The sequence below is a fragment of the Isoptericola sp. NPDC019693 genome (assembly GCF_044389085.1).
GTDB lineage: Bacteria > Actinomycetota > Actinomycetes > Actinomycetales > Cellulomonadaceae > Isoptericola.
In genome coordinates this window covers 23232-36456 of the sequence record NZ_JBIRXP010000008.1, presented here as the reverse complement: position 1 = coordinate 36456, position 13225 = coordinate 23232, and the positions used below count along the sequence as shown (strand labels likewise).

The 13225-nt window shown below is 71.6% G+C and carries 14 protein-coding genes; 3 read left to right on the top strand and 11 right to left on the bottom strand.

The window, feature by feature from the left end:
* The first annotated feature begins 12 nt into the window (after positions 1 to 12).
* From ACH436_RS19575 to ACH436_RS19565, 3 genes are read left to right on the top strand one after another with little or no spacing between them, the layout of a single operon-like run.
* On the top strand, positions 13 to 993 hold the full coding sequence (locus tag ACH436_RS19575) for a carbohydrate ABC transporter permease (protein ID WP_430561874.1): 981 nt from the start codon (positions 13 to 15) through the stop codon (positions 991 to 993).
* Positions 993 to 1877, top strand: coding sequence for a carbohydrate ABC transporter permease (locus ACH436_RS19570; protein WP_430561873.1), 885 nt, complete (start codon positions 993 to 995; stop codon positions 1875 to 1877). Before ACH436_RS19575 ends, ACH436_RS19570 begins: the two co-directional genes overlap by 1 nt.
* Positions 1874 to 3310, top strand: coding sequence for a sulfatase (locus tag ACH436_RS19565; protein ID WP_430561872.1), 1437 nt, complete (start codon positions 1874 to 1876; stop codon positions 3308 to 3310). Before ACH436_RS19570 ends, ACH436_RS19565 begins: the two co-directional genes overlap by 4 nt.
* Before the next feature lie 20 nt (positions 3311 to 3330).
* Here ACH436_RS19565 and ACH436_RS19560 read toward each other — a convergent pair whose 3' ends face one another.
* The 11 genes from ACH436_RS19560 to atpB form a co-directional block, all read right to left on the bottom strand.
* Positions 3331 to 4614: an N-acetylglucosamine-6-phosphate deacetylase gene (locus ACH436_RS19560; protein ID WP_430561871.1), complete on the bottom strand. Its 1284-nt coding sequence runs from the start codon at positions 4612 to 4614 to the stop codon at positions 3331 to 3333.
* A 62-nt stretch (positions 4615 to 4676) separates the two neighbouring features.
* A complete protein-coding gene (nucS, locus tag ACH436_RS19555) occupies positions 4677 to 5372 on the bottom strand; it encodes an endonuclease NucS (RefSeq protein ID WP_430561870.1) in 696 nt (231 codons plus the stop codon).
* A gap of 88 nt (positions 5373 to 5460) precedes the next feature.
* Complete coding sequence (locus ACH436_RS19550) at positions 5461 to 5880, bottom strand: DUF2550 domain-containing protein (protein ID WP_429735124.1); 420 nt, start codon at positions 5878 to 5880, stop codon at positions 5461 to 5463.
* Positions 5881 to 5891: 11 nt separating this feature from the next.
* Positions 5892 to 6176 (bottom strand): F0F1 ATP synthase subunit epsilon, encoded by a 285-nt coding sequence (locus ACH436_RS19545; protein WP_380327012.1) that lies wholly within the window; start codon positions 6174 to 6176, stop codon positions 5892 to 5894.
* A gap of 101 nt (positions 6177 to 6277) precedes the next feature.
* Positions 6278 to 7759, bottom strand: a complete 1482-nt coding sequence (gene atpD / locus ACH436_RS19540) for a F0F1 ATP synthase subunit beta (RefSeq protein WP_430561869.1) — start codon at positions 7757 to 7759, stop codon at positions 6278 to 6280.
* 88 nt (positions 7760 to 7847) lie between these two features.
* A complete protein-coding gene (locus ACH436_RS19535) occupies positions 7848 to 8747 on the bottom strand; it encodes a F0F1 ATP synthase subunit gamma (RefSeq protein ID WP_430561868.1) in 900 nt (299 codons plus the stop codon).
* 2 nt (positions 8748 to 8749) lie between these two features.
* Positions 8750 to 10378 carry a F0F1 ATP synthase subunit alpha gene (gene atpA / locus ACH436_RS19530; protein ID WP_430561867.1) on the bottom strand — a complete coding sequence of 543 codons (1629 nt, stop codon included), beginning with the start codon at positions 10376 to 10378 and terminating at the stop codon, positions 8750 to 8752.
* A gap of 83 nt (positions 10379 to 10461) precedes the next feature.
* Complete coding sequence (locus ACH436_RS19525) at positions 10462 to 11277, bottom strand: F0F1 ATP synthase subunit delta (protein WP_430561866.1); 816 nt, start codon at positions 11275 to 11277, stop codon at positions 10462 to 10464.
* On the bottom strand, positions 11277 to 11882 hold the full coding sequence (locus ACH436_RS19520) for a F0F1 ATP synthase subunit B (RefSeq protein WP_430561977.1): 606 nt from the start codon (positions 11880 to 11882) through the stop codon (positions 11277 to 11279). Before ACH436_RS19520 ends, ACH436_RS19525 begins: the two co-directional genes overlap by 1 nt.
* A gap of 2 nt (positions 11883 to 11884) precedes the next feature.
* A complete protein-coding gene (locus ACH436_RS19515; protein ID WP_079569652.1) occupies positions 11885 to 12115 on the bottom strand; it encodes an ATP synthase F0 subunit C in 231 nt (76 codons plus the stop codon).
* 104 nt (positions 12116 to 12219) lie between these two features.
* A complete protein-coding gene (atpB, locus tag ACH436_RS19510) occupies positions 12220 to 12903 on the bottom strand; it encodes a F0F1 ATP synthase subunit A (protein WP_430561865.1) in 684 nt (227 codons plus the stop codon).
* Positions 12904 to 13225: the final 322 nt, after the last annotated feature.

The following is a 13225-nucleotide window of genomic DNA, read 5'->3' as shown; positions in this document are numbered from 1 at the left end:
GAGGAGCGCACCATGAGCACGATCGCCGACCCGCAGTCCGTCGAGGCCGCCGGCGCCTCGGCGCCACCCGGCGGCGCGCCGCCCGTCCGTCGGCGGTCGCGTCGACGGGTCGCCGCTCCGTTGCTGTTCATGCTTCCCGCGGCCGTCCTCTTCGTCGCGTTCCTGGCGATCCCGATCTGCTACGCGGTCTACCTCAGCGTGCGCGGCATGCGCGTGACGCCCGGCGGCGGCCCGTTCGGCATCATCCGCGAGACGTGGGTGGGGCTCGACAACTACGCCGCCGCGCTCACCGATCCCGAGTTCCTCGCCGGCTTCGGCCGGCTCTTCGTGTACGGCATCATCGCCGTGCCGGTCACCCTCGGCCTCGCCCTCACCTTCGCGCTGCTCCTGGACCTGCCCCGCGTGCGCGGCACCCGCTTCTCCCGCACCGCGATCTTCATCCCCTACGCGGTGCCCGGCGTCGTCGCCACCCTGCTGTGGGGGTTCCTCTACCTGCCGTCCACGAGCCCGCTGAACTGGATCCTCGAGCGCGTCGGCCTCAGCGGGATCGAGGTGCTGCAGGGGCCGATGCTCTTCCCCGCCGTCGCGAACATCGCGATCTGGAGCGGGGTGGGCTTCAACATGATCATCCTGTTCACCTCGCTGCGCGGGATCCCCGCCGAGATCTACGAGGCCGCTCGGCTCGACGGGGCCACGGAGTGGGACATCGCCTACCGGATCAAGGTCCCGCTCGTCGGGCCCGCCCTCGTCCTCACCGGGCTGTTCGCCCTCATCGGGACGCTCCAGGTCTACGGCGAGCCCACCACGCTGCGGCCGATGACGAGCGAGATCTCCCAGACCTGGGTGCCGCTCATGACGATCTACCGCGACGCGTTCACCCGCGACGACCTGTCCCTCGCTGCCGCCTCGTCGGTCGCCCTCGCACTGGGCACGCTCGTCGTGTCCGTCGTGCTCCTGCGGGTGACCCAGAAGCGATCCTTCGGAGAGAGCTGATGAGCACCGACACCACCGCCGCACGGCCCCGTCCCGCCGCCCCGGTCGCCGCCCGTACCCGGGGCCGTACCGTCCCGACGGTCGCGCTCTTCCTCGGCGCCCTCTACTGCCTGGTCCCGGTCGTGTGGGTGCTCGTCGCCTCGACCAAGTCCAGCTCCGAGCTGTTCTCGAGCTTCACGTTCCTGCCCGGGACGGGACTCGTGGAGAACCTGCAGGACCTCTTCGCCTACGGCGACGGCCAGTACCTGCGGTGGGCGCTCAACAGCGTGGTCTTCGCCGGGGTGGGCGCGGTGGCGAGCACCCTCGTGTCGACGATGGCCGGCTACGCCCTCGCCAAGTACGACTTCCCGGGCCGCCAGGTCGCCTTCTACGCGATCCTGGGCGGGGTGCTGCTGCCGGGCATCGTCCTCGCCGTGCCCCAGTACCTGCTGATGGCCAAGGTCGGCCTCGCCGGCAGCTACTGGTCCGTGCTCCTGCCCTGCCTGATCTCGCCGTTCGGCATCTTCCTCGCGCGGGTCTTCGCCGCCTCGGCGGTCCCGTCCGACACGATGGAGGCCGCGCGGATCGACGGCGCCAACGACGCGCGGGTCTTCACGTCCATCGCCCTGCCGATGATGGTGCCCGGGATGGTGACGGTCTTCCTGCTGCAGTTCGTCGGCATCTGGAACAACTTCCTCCTGCCGTTCATCATGCTGTCGGACGAGTCGAAGTACCCCCTGACGGTGGGCCTGTACACGCTGCTCTCGAAGGGGTCGGGCACGCCGTCGCTGTACAGCCTCGCGATCGTCGGAGCGGCCGTCGCGATCATCCCGCTGGTGGCGATGATCCTGTTCCTGCAACGCTACTGGCGCCTCGACCTGATCAGCGGAGGGCTCAAGGGATGACGCGTCCGAACGTGCTGGTCGTCCTGTCCGACGACCACGGCTACGCCGACCGCGGGGCGCTCGGCCTCGACCCCGCGGTGTCCACGCCGGCCCTCGACCGGCTCGCGGCCGAGGGGGTGACGTGCACGGACGCCTACGTGGCCGCACCGATCTGCAACCCGTCGCGCGCCGCGCTCATCTCCGGTGCGCACCCCGCACGCTGGGGCTCCACGTGGTTCCTGGACACGCGGTTCGACGACTCCCGCACCACCCTGGCCGAGCACCTCGGTGCGCTCGGCTATGCGACCGGGTACTTCGGCAAGGTGCACTACGGCCCCGAGCAGCCAGGCGACCGCGCGACCCCGCCCGAGCACGGCTTCGAGGAGTCGTACTACGGGCTCGCCGGGCGTCAGCAGGGACGGCTCCACTACACGACGCACACGCGCGCGGCGGTCGAGGAGTACGGACCCGAGGGCAACTGGCGCATGGCCGTGCAGCCGATGTTCCACAACCGGGACGAGGTCGAGCTCGAGGGCTTCCTCACCGCGGAGCTGGGACGCCGCGCGCGCGAGTTCGTCGCGGGCGCGGGCGAGCGCCCGTTCTTCGCGATGGTGGCGTTCAACGCCGTGCACAACTTCTGCTGGCAGCTGCCGCCCGAGGAGCTGGAACGGCGCGGGCTGCCCGTGCACGCCGACTGGGACGAGGACGGCCAGGCGTCGTACGCCGACTGGTACGACGGCGCCATCTCGCCCCACCTGGAGCACGGCCGCGAGTACTACCTCGCCCAGCTCGAGCTCATGGACGCCGAGATCGGGCGCCTCCTCGACGACCTGGACGAGCGCGGCCTCGCCGAGGACACGATCGTCGTGTACCTCACCGACAACGGTGGCTCCACCTGCAACTACGGGAGCAACGCGCCCCTGTCCGGCACCAAGTACACGCTCGCCGAGGGCGGGGTGCGCGTGCCGTTCCTCGTGCGCTGGCCGGACGGCGGCTGGAGCGGCGGACGCGAGTGCGCCTCCCTCGTGAGCTCGATGGACCTCCTCCCCACGATCCTCGCCGCGGCGGGCGCGGGGACGTCCCTCGACGGCGTCGACGGCGTGGACCAGTCGGCGGCGTGGCGCGGGGAGCAGGCCGACGGCCACGGCGCCCTGCACTGGGAGTGCGGGTTCCAGGCGGCGGTGCGCTCCGGCGACCTCAAGCTGCGCGTCGTGCACGGCGAGGACCCTGCGGCCGAGGGCGTGCGCACCGTCGAGCACACCGATCCCGGGGACGGCGTCACCCTCCACGACGTGCGCCACGACGTCGCCGAGTCCGACGACCTCGCGGGCCGGCGGCCCGACGACGTCCGCCGGCTCTGGGAGGCCCATGCGGCGTGGCTGCACGAGGTGGGCCGCGACGACCTCGCGGCGCGGCACGCCGCCCGGGTGGACGCCCTGCTCGCCCAGGGTTGACGCCGCGCGGCCGGTCGGGTTCAGCCGACGGGCGCACCCGCCCGCAGCACGCGCCGCACCCGCAGGTCGCCGTCGGTCTCCACGATGTCGGCGCGCCGCCCCACGACGAGCCCGCCGACATCGGTGAGGCCGAGCACTCGCGCCGGCACCCACGACGCGGAGCGCACCGCGTCCACGAGCGGCACCCCCGCGGCGACGGTACGGCGCACGACGTCGACCAGATGGGCCGTGCCGCCCGCGATGGCGCCGCCGGCCGGGTCGGCCGGGTCGCTGAGCCGGGCGACGCCGTCGCGCACCGTCACCGCCATCGGCCCCAGCTCGTAGGAGCCGTCCGCCATGCCGGCGGCGGCCATGGCGTCGGTGACGAGCGCGACCCGGTCGGCCCCGACCGTCTCGACCACCGTGCGCACGGTCGCCGGCGCCAGGTGCACGCCGTCGGCGATCAGCTCGACGACGAGCTCGCCGCGGGCCGCCGCGGCCAGGCACGCGGCGATCGGACCGGGCGCGCGATGGTGCAGGGGCCGCATCCCGTTGAACAGGTGGGTGGCGGTCATCTCGCGGGCGGGCGCCTCGCCGGCCTCGGCGGCGGCCGCGAGGGCCGCGCTCGCCTGCGCGATCAGCACCTCGGCCTGCTCCGTGGTGGCGTCGGTGTGCCCCAGGGACGGCACGACCCCCGCCGCGACCAGCGCCTCGGCCGCCCCCTCCGGGCCGACCACCCCGTCGACCTCCGGCGCCACGGTCATGGTGCGCAGGTGCCCGCGCGACGCCTCGACGAGATCCCGCACGAGCCGGGGATCGCCCGGGAGGAGGTCGTCGGGGCTCTGCGCGCCCCGGCGCTCGTGGGAGAGGAAGGGCCCCTCCGCGTGGATGCCCGCGATCTCCCCGGCCTCCGCGAGCCCGGCCAGCATCGCCGCCCTGGTCAGCAGGGTCTCGCGGTCGGCCGTGACCAGGGACGCGAGCATCGTCGTCGTGCCGTGCCTGCGGTGCTCCCGCACCGCGACGAGCGCCTCGTCCGCGGTCGTCGCGTCGGGAAAGCCGACACCGCCACCGCCGTGGTTGTGGAGGTCCACGAGGCCGGGCAGCAGCACGGTGCCGTCCGCGGGCACGGCCGCTGCGGCCACGGCGGCGGCGACCTCCGGGTCGGCGTGCTCCGCCGCCGCGACGGGGCCGACCCACCGCACCACGCCGTCCGCCACGACGACCACGCCGTCCAGGACGTCGTCCTGCGGGGTCACGACGCGGCCTCGCAGGGCGATCAGCGCACCGGGGCCGGGGGTGGGGACCGTGGGGATGGCAGCGCTCATGGGGCCATCCTGCCGCAGGGGCCCGCGAGTTGCGAAACCTTCCTGACAAACCTCGCCAGGGGTCAGAACAGGCGCGAGTCCACGTCGTCGACGCCGCGCATCGCGTCGTAGTCGAGCACCAGGCACTCGATGCCCCGGTCCGTCGCGAGCACGCGGGCCTGGGGCTTGATCTCCTGGGCGGCGAACACCCCTCGCACCGGGGCCAGCAGCGGGTCGCGGTTGAGGAGCTCGAGGTAGCGGGTCAGCTGCTCGACGCCGTCGATGTCGCCCCGGCGCTTGAGCTCGACCGCCACGGTGGCCCCGGCGGCGTCGCGGGCGAGGATGTCGACCGGGCCGATCGCCGTCATGTACTCGCGCCGCACCAGCGTGTGGCCCGCGCCGAGACGATGGATCTGCGCGGCGAGCAGCTCCTGCAGGTGCGCCTCCACGCCGTCCTTCACCAGGCCCGGGTCGACGCCCAGGTCGTGAGCGGAGTCGTGCTCCACCTCGTGCAGCTCGATCTCGAGACGGTCGTCGGACTTCTGGTGCTGCACCGTCCAGACCTGGGTGACCCCGCGCTCCCGCGCCTCCTCGTCGGGCTCGCCGACGGCCATGGCGCACGGCGGGCTCATCCAGTTCAGCGGCTTGTACGACCCGCCGTCGGAGTGCAGCAGCACGCTGCCGTCCGCCTTGACGACGAGGAGCCGCGTGGCCAGCGGCAGATGGGCGGTGAGCCGGCCGGTGTACCGGGCCGAGCAGCGGGCGACGACGAGACGCACGGTCCCCCTCCGGATGTCGTGTCGGGCGGTCGGTGCGGTGGCAGGGTGGGCGCGGCGCCCGTCCGGACGCCGGTGCGCACGAGCGAGCCTAGAGCACCAGGTCGCGGCGCCCCGGGGGCGCGGACTCGAGCCAGGACGCCAGCCCGGCGTACGCGCCGGAGGACATCAGCAGCTCGAAGTCGGTGCCGTCGTAGCGGCACCGCACCAGCACCTGGTCGGGCTGACCGGCCTGGTCGAGCGGGGCCCGGCCGGTGATCGAGAGCCCGTCGCGACGCCAGACGCGTGCCGGGCGTGGCGCGAGCGACCACCCGCGCCACCAGTCGATGCGGCCCACGGCGTAGTGGGCGATCCCCACCATCCACGCGGCCTGCGGATCGTCCGCGGGCCGGGCGTGGCAGGGGAAGGAGCCGACCCTCCGGGAGAGGGTCCGCAGGCGGGAGGCGCCGGCGGCGAGCACCAGTCCGAGCGCGACGACGAGAGCCACCGCGGTCCAGACGACGTACGCCACCGGCACCTGCCTCAGCGCAGCGCCGGCTCGCGGCCGGACAGCTCCGAGACCTCGTCGACGACGATCGTCACGAGGTTGCCGTCGACGGAGACGAAACCGCCGGTGACGTGCGCCTCGACCGCGGTCCCGTGGGCCGTCGACACCTTGACCGTGCCGGGGCGCAGCACCGCGAGGAGCGGCGCGTGGCCGGCGAGGATGCCGACCTGGCCGTCGACGGACGGGGCGCTGACCTCGCGCGCCGCGCCGGACCAGACCTTGCGGTCGGACGCGACGAGGTCCACGTTCAGCTCTGCCATCTCCATGTCCTCTTTCCGATCGTGCGGGGTTCGTCAGGCGGTCGCGTCGCCCCGCCGGGAGGCGGTGCCTCCCGGCGGGGCGACGCGGCAGGACGAGACCGTCAGGCCCCGTACTCCTTCTGGATCCGGGCCCAGTTCTCCTCGAGCATCTCGAGGCCGCCGATGTTGTAGAACGCCTGCTCGGCGATGTGGTCGAACTCGCCCTCGGCGATCTTCTTGAACGCCTCGATGGTCTCGCTCAGCGGCACGGTGGAACCCTCCACGCCGGTGAACTTCTTCGCCATGTAGGTGTTCTGGGAGAGGAACTGCTGGATGCGGCGCGCACGCGCGACGACCGTCTTGTCCTCCTCCGAGAGCTCGTCCACACCGAGGATCGCGATGATGTCCTGCAGCTCCTTGTTGCGCTGCAGGATCGACTTCACCTGGGTGGCCACGTCGTAGTGCTCCTGGCCCACGTAGCGCGGGTCGAGGATGCGGGACGTCGAGGTCAGCGGGTCGATCGCCGGGTAGAGACCCTTCGACGCGATCTCACGGGAGAGCTCGGTCGTCGCGTCCAGGTGGGCGAACGTCGTCGCCGGCGCCGGGTCGGTGTAGTCGTCCGCCGGCACGTAGATCGCCTGCAGCGAGGTGATCGAGTGACCGCGCGTCGAGGTGATGCGCTCCTGCAGGAGGCCCATCTCGTCGGCGAGGTTCGGCTGGTAGCCCACCGCGGACGGCATGCGGCCGAGCAGCGTCGACACCTCGGAGCCCGCCTGCGTGAACCGGAAGATGTTGTCGATGAAGAGCAGCACGTCCTGCTTGCGCACGTCGCGGAAGTACTCCGCCATCGTCAGCGCGGACAGGGCGACGCGCAGACGCGTGCCCGGCGGCTCGTCCATCTGGCCGAAGACCAGGGCCGTCTTGTCGAAGACGCCGGCCTCCTCCATCTCGGCGATGAGGTCGTTGCCCTCACGGGTGCGCTCGCCGACGCCGGCGAACACGGACACACCGCCGTGGTCCTGCGCGACGCGCTGGATCATCTCCTGGATGAGGACCGTCTTGCCGACGCCCGCACCACCGAAGAGGCCGATCTTCCCACCCTGCACGTACGGGGTGAGGAGGTCGATCGACTTGATGCCCGTCTCGAACATCTGCGTCTTCGACTCGAGCTGGTCGAAGGCCGGGGGCTTGCGGTGGATGGGCCACCGCTCGGTGATCTCGATCTTCTCGCCCGGCTCGGCGTTCAGCACGTCGCCGGTCACGTTGAAGACCTTGCCCTTGGTGACGTCGCCGACCGGCACGCTGATCGGCGCGCCCGTGTCGGAGACGACGGCGCCGCGCACGAGGCCGTCGGTCGGCTTGAGCGCGATGGCGCGGACCAGGGAGTCACCCAGGTGCTGGGCGACCTCGAGCATGAGGGTGAAGGACTTCTCGCCCTCACCCTGCGACGACAGGTCGATGTCGACCGTCAGGGCGTTGTAGATGTCGGGGATCGCGTCCTCGGGGAACTCGATGTCGACGACGGGGCCGATCACGCGCGCGACACGGCCCACGCCGGGTCCGCTCTGGTGCTCGACCGGGGCTTCCACGGTGGTGGCGGTCATTGCTTGCCTCGCTTCGAAAGGAACGTTGCGGATGTCAGTACGGTCGTCAGAGCCGGCTCGGCAGCCGTGGTGGGCGGCATGGCCGGCGTCATGACGCCGCGAGGGCGTCGGCACCCGAGACGATCTCGCTGATCTCCTGGGTGATGTCCGCCTGGCGGGCCTGGTTCGCCAGGCGGGTGTAGGTGCGGATCAGGTCCTCGGCGTTGTCCGTCGCCGTGTGCATCGCCCGCTGGCGCGCGGCCAGCTCGGACGCCGCGGCGTCGAGCATGAAGCTGAAGATGCGGCTGCGCACGTACCGCGGCAGGAGGGCGTCGAGGACGCTCTCCGGCGACGGCTCGAAGTCGTACAGGGGGAACGCGTCGTGCTCGCCGGGCACGGCCACGCCCTCGACGACCTCGAGGGGCAGCATCCGCACCACGCGCGGACGCTGCGTGACCATGTTGACGAACTGCGTGTACACCACGTGCAGCTCCGAGACGCCGCCCTCGTCCGCCGGGGCGAGGAACGCCCCGAGCAGCGTGTCGGCGATCTCCGCGGCGACGTCCGAGTCCGGGCTGTCCGAGCCGTACGACCACTGCCCCGCGAGCTGGCGCCCGCGGTAGCTGTAGTACGAGACGGCGCGGCGGCCGGTCGCGTACAGCTCGACCTGCTTGCCCTCGCCCTGCAGCTGCGCGACCAGGCGCTCCGTCTCGCGGATGATCGACGCCGAGTAGGCGCCGGCCATGCCGCGGTCGGACGCGATCACGAGGACCGCGACACGGTCGGTGTCGTGCCGCTCGCTGGTCAGCGGGTGCTTGGTCGACGTGTGCGTGGCCACGGCGGACACCGCGCGGGTGATGGCCCGCTCGTACGGCGCCGCCGAGGCGGTGCGCGCCCGCGCCTTGCCGATGCGGGAGGCCGCGATCAGCTCCTGCGCGCGGAACATCTTCTTCAGCGACTGCGTCGACTTGATCCGCTGCTTGTAGATGCGCTGGGCTCCACCGGCCATGCTCAGGCCTTCTTCTGCACGACGAGCTGCTCCTGCTCGACGTCCGAGGCCTCGTCGTCGGCGTCGCCGCCCACGAGCGGGGTGCCGTCGGCCTTGAGGAAGCCGTTGCGCACGTCCTCGACCGCCGCCGAGAGCGCGTCCTCGGTGTCCTGCTCGAGCTTGCCGGTCTCGGCGATCGTGGAGAGCACCGAGGTGTTCCGACGCAGGTGGTCGAGCATCTCGGACTCGAACCGCTTGACGTCCTCGACGGGGACGTCGTCGAGCTTGCCCTTGGTGCCGGCCCACACGGACGCGACCTGCTCCTCGACCGGGTACGGCGTGTACTGCGGCTGCTTGAGCAGCTCCATCAGCACCGCACCGCGGGCCAGCTGGCCGCGCGACGCCGCGTCGAGGTCGGACGCGAACATCGCGAAGGCCTCGAGCGAGCGGTACTGGGCCAGCTCGAGCTTCAGCGTTCCGGAGACCTTCTTCATCGCCTTGATCTGCGCGTCACCACCGACGCGGGAGACGGAGATGCCGACGTCGACGGCCGGGCGCTGGTCGGCGTTGAAGAGGTCCGACTGCAGGAAGATCTGGCCGTCGGTGATGGAGATGACGTTGGTCGGGATGTACGCCGAGACGTCGTTCGCCTTGGTCTCGATGATCGGCAGACCGGTCATCGAGCCCGCGCCCAGGTCGTCCGAGAGCTTGGCGCAGCGCTCGAGCAGGCGGGAGTGCAGGTAGAAGACGTCGCCGGGGTACGCCTCGCGGCCCGGCGGGCGGCGCAGCAGCAGCGACACGGCACGGTAGGCCTCGGCCTGCTTCGACAGGTCGTCGAAGATGACCAGGACGTGCTTGCCCTGGTACATCCAGTGCTGGCCGATGGCCGATCCGGTGTACGGGGCGATGTACTTGAAGCCCGCCGGGTCGGACGCCGGGGCGGCGACGATCGTCGTGTACTCGAGCGCGCCGGCCTCCTCGAGGGCGCCGCGCACGGAGGCGATCGTCGAGCCCTTCTGGCCGACGGCGACGTAGATGCAGCGGACCTGCTTGTTCGGGTCGCCCGTCTCCCAGTTGGCCTTCTGGTTGATGATCGTGTCGATCGCGATCGCGGTCTTGCCGGTCTGCCGGTCGCCGATGATCAGCTGACGCTGACCGCGACCGATCGGGATCATCGAGTCGATCGCCTTCATGCCGGTCTGCAGCGGCTCGTGCACCGACTTGCGCTGCATGACGCCGGGCGCCTGGAGCTCGAGGGCGCGGCGGCCCTCGCTCTCGATGTCGCCCAGGCCGTCGATCGGGTTGCCCAGCGGGTCGACGACGCGGCCGAGGTAGCCCTCGCCCACGGGGACGGACAGGACCTCGCCGGTACGGCGGACCTCCTGCCCCTCCTCGATGCCCGTGAACTCGCCGAGGACGACGACGCCGATCTCCCGGACGTCCAGGTTCAGGGCGAGGCCGAGCGTGCCGTCCTCGAACCGCAGCAGCTCGTTCGCCATCGCGCCGGGGAGACCCTCGACGTAGGCGATGCCGTCGGCGGCGACGGTGACGCGGCCGACCTCCTCGCTGACCGCGCCCTCGGGCTCGTACGACTTCACGAAGCTGTCCAGAGCGGCGCGGATCTCCTCCGGCCGGATCGTCAGCTCAGCCATTGCTCTCTCCTGTCGTGGCCGCATATCGCGCGGCCTCACGTTCTGCGTAGCCGACCGGGGCCGGCGCTGGGCCTGGGAAGGGTTCAGCCGGCCAGCCGGCGACGGGCGTCGGCCAGGCGGGACAGCACGGTGGAGTCGACGACGTCGGCGCCGACCTGGATGCGCAGGCCGCCGATGACGGCGGCGTCGACCGTGACGTTGAGCTGCACGGCGCGCCCGTAGGCACGCTCGAGCAGCCCGGCGAGCCGGTCCTGCTGGGGCTGGCTGAGCACGCTGCCGCTGGTGACCGTGGCCACGAGGCGGCGGCGGCGCTCGGCGGCGATCTCCCCGTACCACAGCAGGGTCGCCACGAAGCGGCGGCCGCGAAGGGTGGTCGTGGCCCGGCGGGCGAGCACGAGCGTCACGTCGTCCACCTTGCCCGCGAGCAGGGTGTCGACGAGCTCCGCGCGGCGCTCCGGAGGCGTCGTGGCGTCCGAGAGCACCTGGCGCGCCTCACGCTGCCCGACGAGCGCCCGGGTGAGCCGGAACAGCTCGTCCTCGACGGTCTCGAGGGTGCCGCGCGCCTCGGCGGACGCCAGCACGGCGTCGAGACCGAGACGCTCGACGGCGTCCACGAGGTCCGCGTCGCCGGCCCAGCGCGACCGCGCCAGACCCGTGACGAGGTCGACGACCCGCTCGTCGAAGCCCCCGGCGAGGATGCGCCCGGCCAGGGCCGCGCGGTCCTCAGGGCTGCGCGACGGGTCGGCGAGCGACCGGCGCAGCGGCCCCGACTCGTCCAGGGCGGCGACGACGGCGAACAGCTGCTCGCCGAGCGCCTGCGCGTCGGCCCCTGCGGACCGCAGGACCGGCTCGAACCGCTCCTGCGCCGCCGCGAGGGATGCTCCGCTGGTGCCCCGCATCAGCCCTCCTTGCCGGCCGAGTTGCCGACCGACGCCGCCGTGCGCGACTCGTCACCCGCGGCCTCGAGCTCGTCGAGGAAGCGGTCGACGACGCGCGACTGACGCGCGGAGTCCTGCAGCGACTCGCCGACGATCTTGGACGCCAGCTCCGTGGCCAGCTCGCCGACCTCGGCACGCAGCGAGACGGCCGCCGTCTGGCGCTCCGCCTCGATCTGGCGGTGGGCGGTCTCGACGATGCGCGAGGCCTCCTCCTGTGCCTTGCTGCGCAGCTCCGCGACGATGGCGGTGCCCTCGGCACGCGCCTCCTCGCGGGTCTTCGCCGCGTCGGCGCGGGCCTCGGCGAGCTGCTGGTGGTACTCCTTGAGCGCCTCCGCAGCCTCTTCCTGCGCCTTCTCCGCCTTGGCGATGCCGCCCTCGATCTTCGCGGTGCGCTCGTCCAGCACGGCCTGGAACTTGGGCAGGACGTACCGGTAGAACACGACGCCGACGATGACCACGATGATCAGCGACCACACGATGTCGTACGTGTGCGGCAGGAGGATGTTCTGCTCGGTCCCCTCGGCAGCGAGGACTGCTGGCTCTGAGGTGTTCAGCGAAGAGGTCATCATCACGGAACGATGAAGCCGGCCACCAGGCCGAGGAGCGCGAGCACCTCGACGAAGGCGATACCGATGAACATCGTGGTGCGGAGCTGACCGGAGACCTCGGGCTGACGGGCCATGCCCTCGATCGTCTTGCCGATGAGGATGCCGAGGCCGATGCCCGGGCCGACCGCCGCGAGGCCGTAACCGACGGTGCCGATGTTGCCGGTGACCTCGGCGAGGGTGGTGACGTCCACTGGGTTTCCTTCCGTTGGGCGCTGGGCCTCGGGTGGCCCGGCGTCGCTTTGTGTGGGTGCAGTTGTCAGGCAGGTTCCGGCCTAGGCCGGGGACCGCGGGACGGTCAGTGCTCCGCCTCGACGGACATGTTGAGGTAGACGGCGGTGAGGATCGCGAAGACGTACGCCTGCAGGGCGGCCACGAAGACCTCGAAGAAGAAGAACGCCGCACCGGCCACGAACGTGCCCGCGCCGAACAGCTTCATGGCGCCGGCCGAGTCGAAGAGGAAGAACGAGGTGGCCGCGAAGCAGATCGCGAGCATGAGGTGACCCGCCACCATGTTGGCGAGGAGTCGGATGACCAGCGTCGCCGGCCGCAGCACGAAGACCTGGAGCGCCTCGATCGGCACGAGCAGCACGTACAGCGGCTTCGGCACGCCCGGGGGGAAGAGGGAGTTCTTGAGGTACCCGCCGAGGCCGTGGGCCTTGACGCCGGCGCCGAGGTACATCACGTACGTCCACGCCGCGAGCACGATCGGCAGACCGATGACCGACGTTCCCGCGATGTTGAGGAACGGGATCACGGCCGCGATGTTCATGACCAGGACGGTGCAGAAGATCGTCGCGAGGAGCTTGAAGTACTTGCGGCCGTTCTCCTGGCCGAGCACCTCGATCGCGATCGAGTTGCGCACGAAGTCGAGGATCATCTCGACGGCGTTCTGGAACCGGCCCGGCACGAGCCGCGCGCGACGCGCCGCCAGGCAGAAGACCAGCAGCAGCACGGCCGCCATGATGACGCGGACCAGCATGATCCGGTTGAACTCGAACGGCGTGCCCTCGAAGAAGATGGCCGGCGGGAAGAAGTCCGCGATCGTCGGCGCATGGAACTCGCCGTCACCTTCGGCGGCAAGCAGCAGGGGGATCGCTGGCGTAGACAGGGGATTCTCCCGGAGGTCGTACGGGCCGGGGGCGCTCCACTGCTGGTGGGCACGCCATCGGACCTGGCCGTCATGGATTCGCGGACAGCCTACCGGATGTTCACAGGTGCTCCGCCACACCGGCGGAGATTTTCTGGCCAGATCTCGCGGCTTGTGAAGAAGCGCACGATGTTGCCCCCGGCGACGGACGGTC

What these genes read in the sequence shown, in the direction of transcription:
- ACH436_RS19565 (WP_430561872.1), top strand. Translation starts at nt 1,874, where the DNA reads ATGACGCGTCCGAACGTGCTGGTCGTCCTGTCCGACGACCACGGCTAC.
- ACH436_RS19545 (WP_380327012.1), bottom strand. Translation starts at nt 6,176, where the DNA reads ATGGCAGAGCTGAACGTGGACCTCGTCGCGTCCGACCGCAAGGTCTGG.
- atpA (WP_430561867.1), bottom strand. Translation starts at nt 10,378, where the DNA reads ATGGCTGAGCTGACGATCCGGCCGGAGGAGATCCGCGCCGCTCTGGAC.
- ACH436_RS19525 (WP_430561866.1), bottom strand. Translation starts at nt 11,277, where the DNA reads ATGCGGGGCACCAGCGGAGCATCCCTCGCGGCGGCGCAGGAGCGGTTC.
- ACH436_RS19575 (WP_430561874.1), top strand. Translation starts at nt 13, where the DNA reads ATGAGCACGATCGCCGACCCGCAGTCCGTCGAGGCCGCCGGCGCCTCG.
- ACH436_RS19560 (WP_430561871.1), bottom strand. Translation starts at nt 4,614, where the DNA reads ATGAGCGCTGCCATCCCCACGGTCCCCACCCCCGGCCCCGGTGCGCTG.
- ACH436_RS19535 (WP_430561868.1), bottom strand. Translation starts at nt 8,747, where the DNA reads ATGGCCGGTGGAGCCCAGCGCATCTACAAGCAGCGGATCAAGTCGACG.
- atpB (WP_430561865.1), bottom strand. Translation starts at nt 12,903, where the DNA reads ATGCTGGTCCGCGTCATCATGGCGGCCGTGCTGCTGCTGGTCTTCTGC.
- atpD (WP_430561869.1), bottom strand. Translation starts at nt 7,759, where the DNA reads ATGACCGCCACCACCGTGGAAGCCCCGGTCGAGCACCAGAGCGGACCC.
- ACH436_RS19520 (WP_430561977.1), bottom strand. Translation starts at nt 11,882, where the DNA reads ATGACCTCTTCGCTGAACACCTCAGAGCCAGCAGTCCTCGCTGCCGAG.
- ACH436_RS19570 (WP_430561873.1), top strand. Translation starts at nt 993, where the DNA reads ATGAGCACCGACACCACCGCCGCACGGCCCCGTCCCGCCGCCCCGGTC.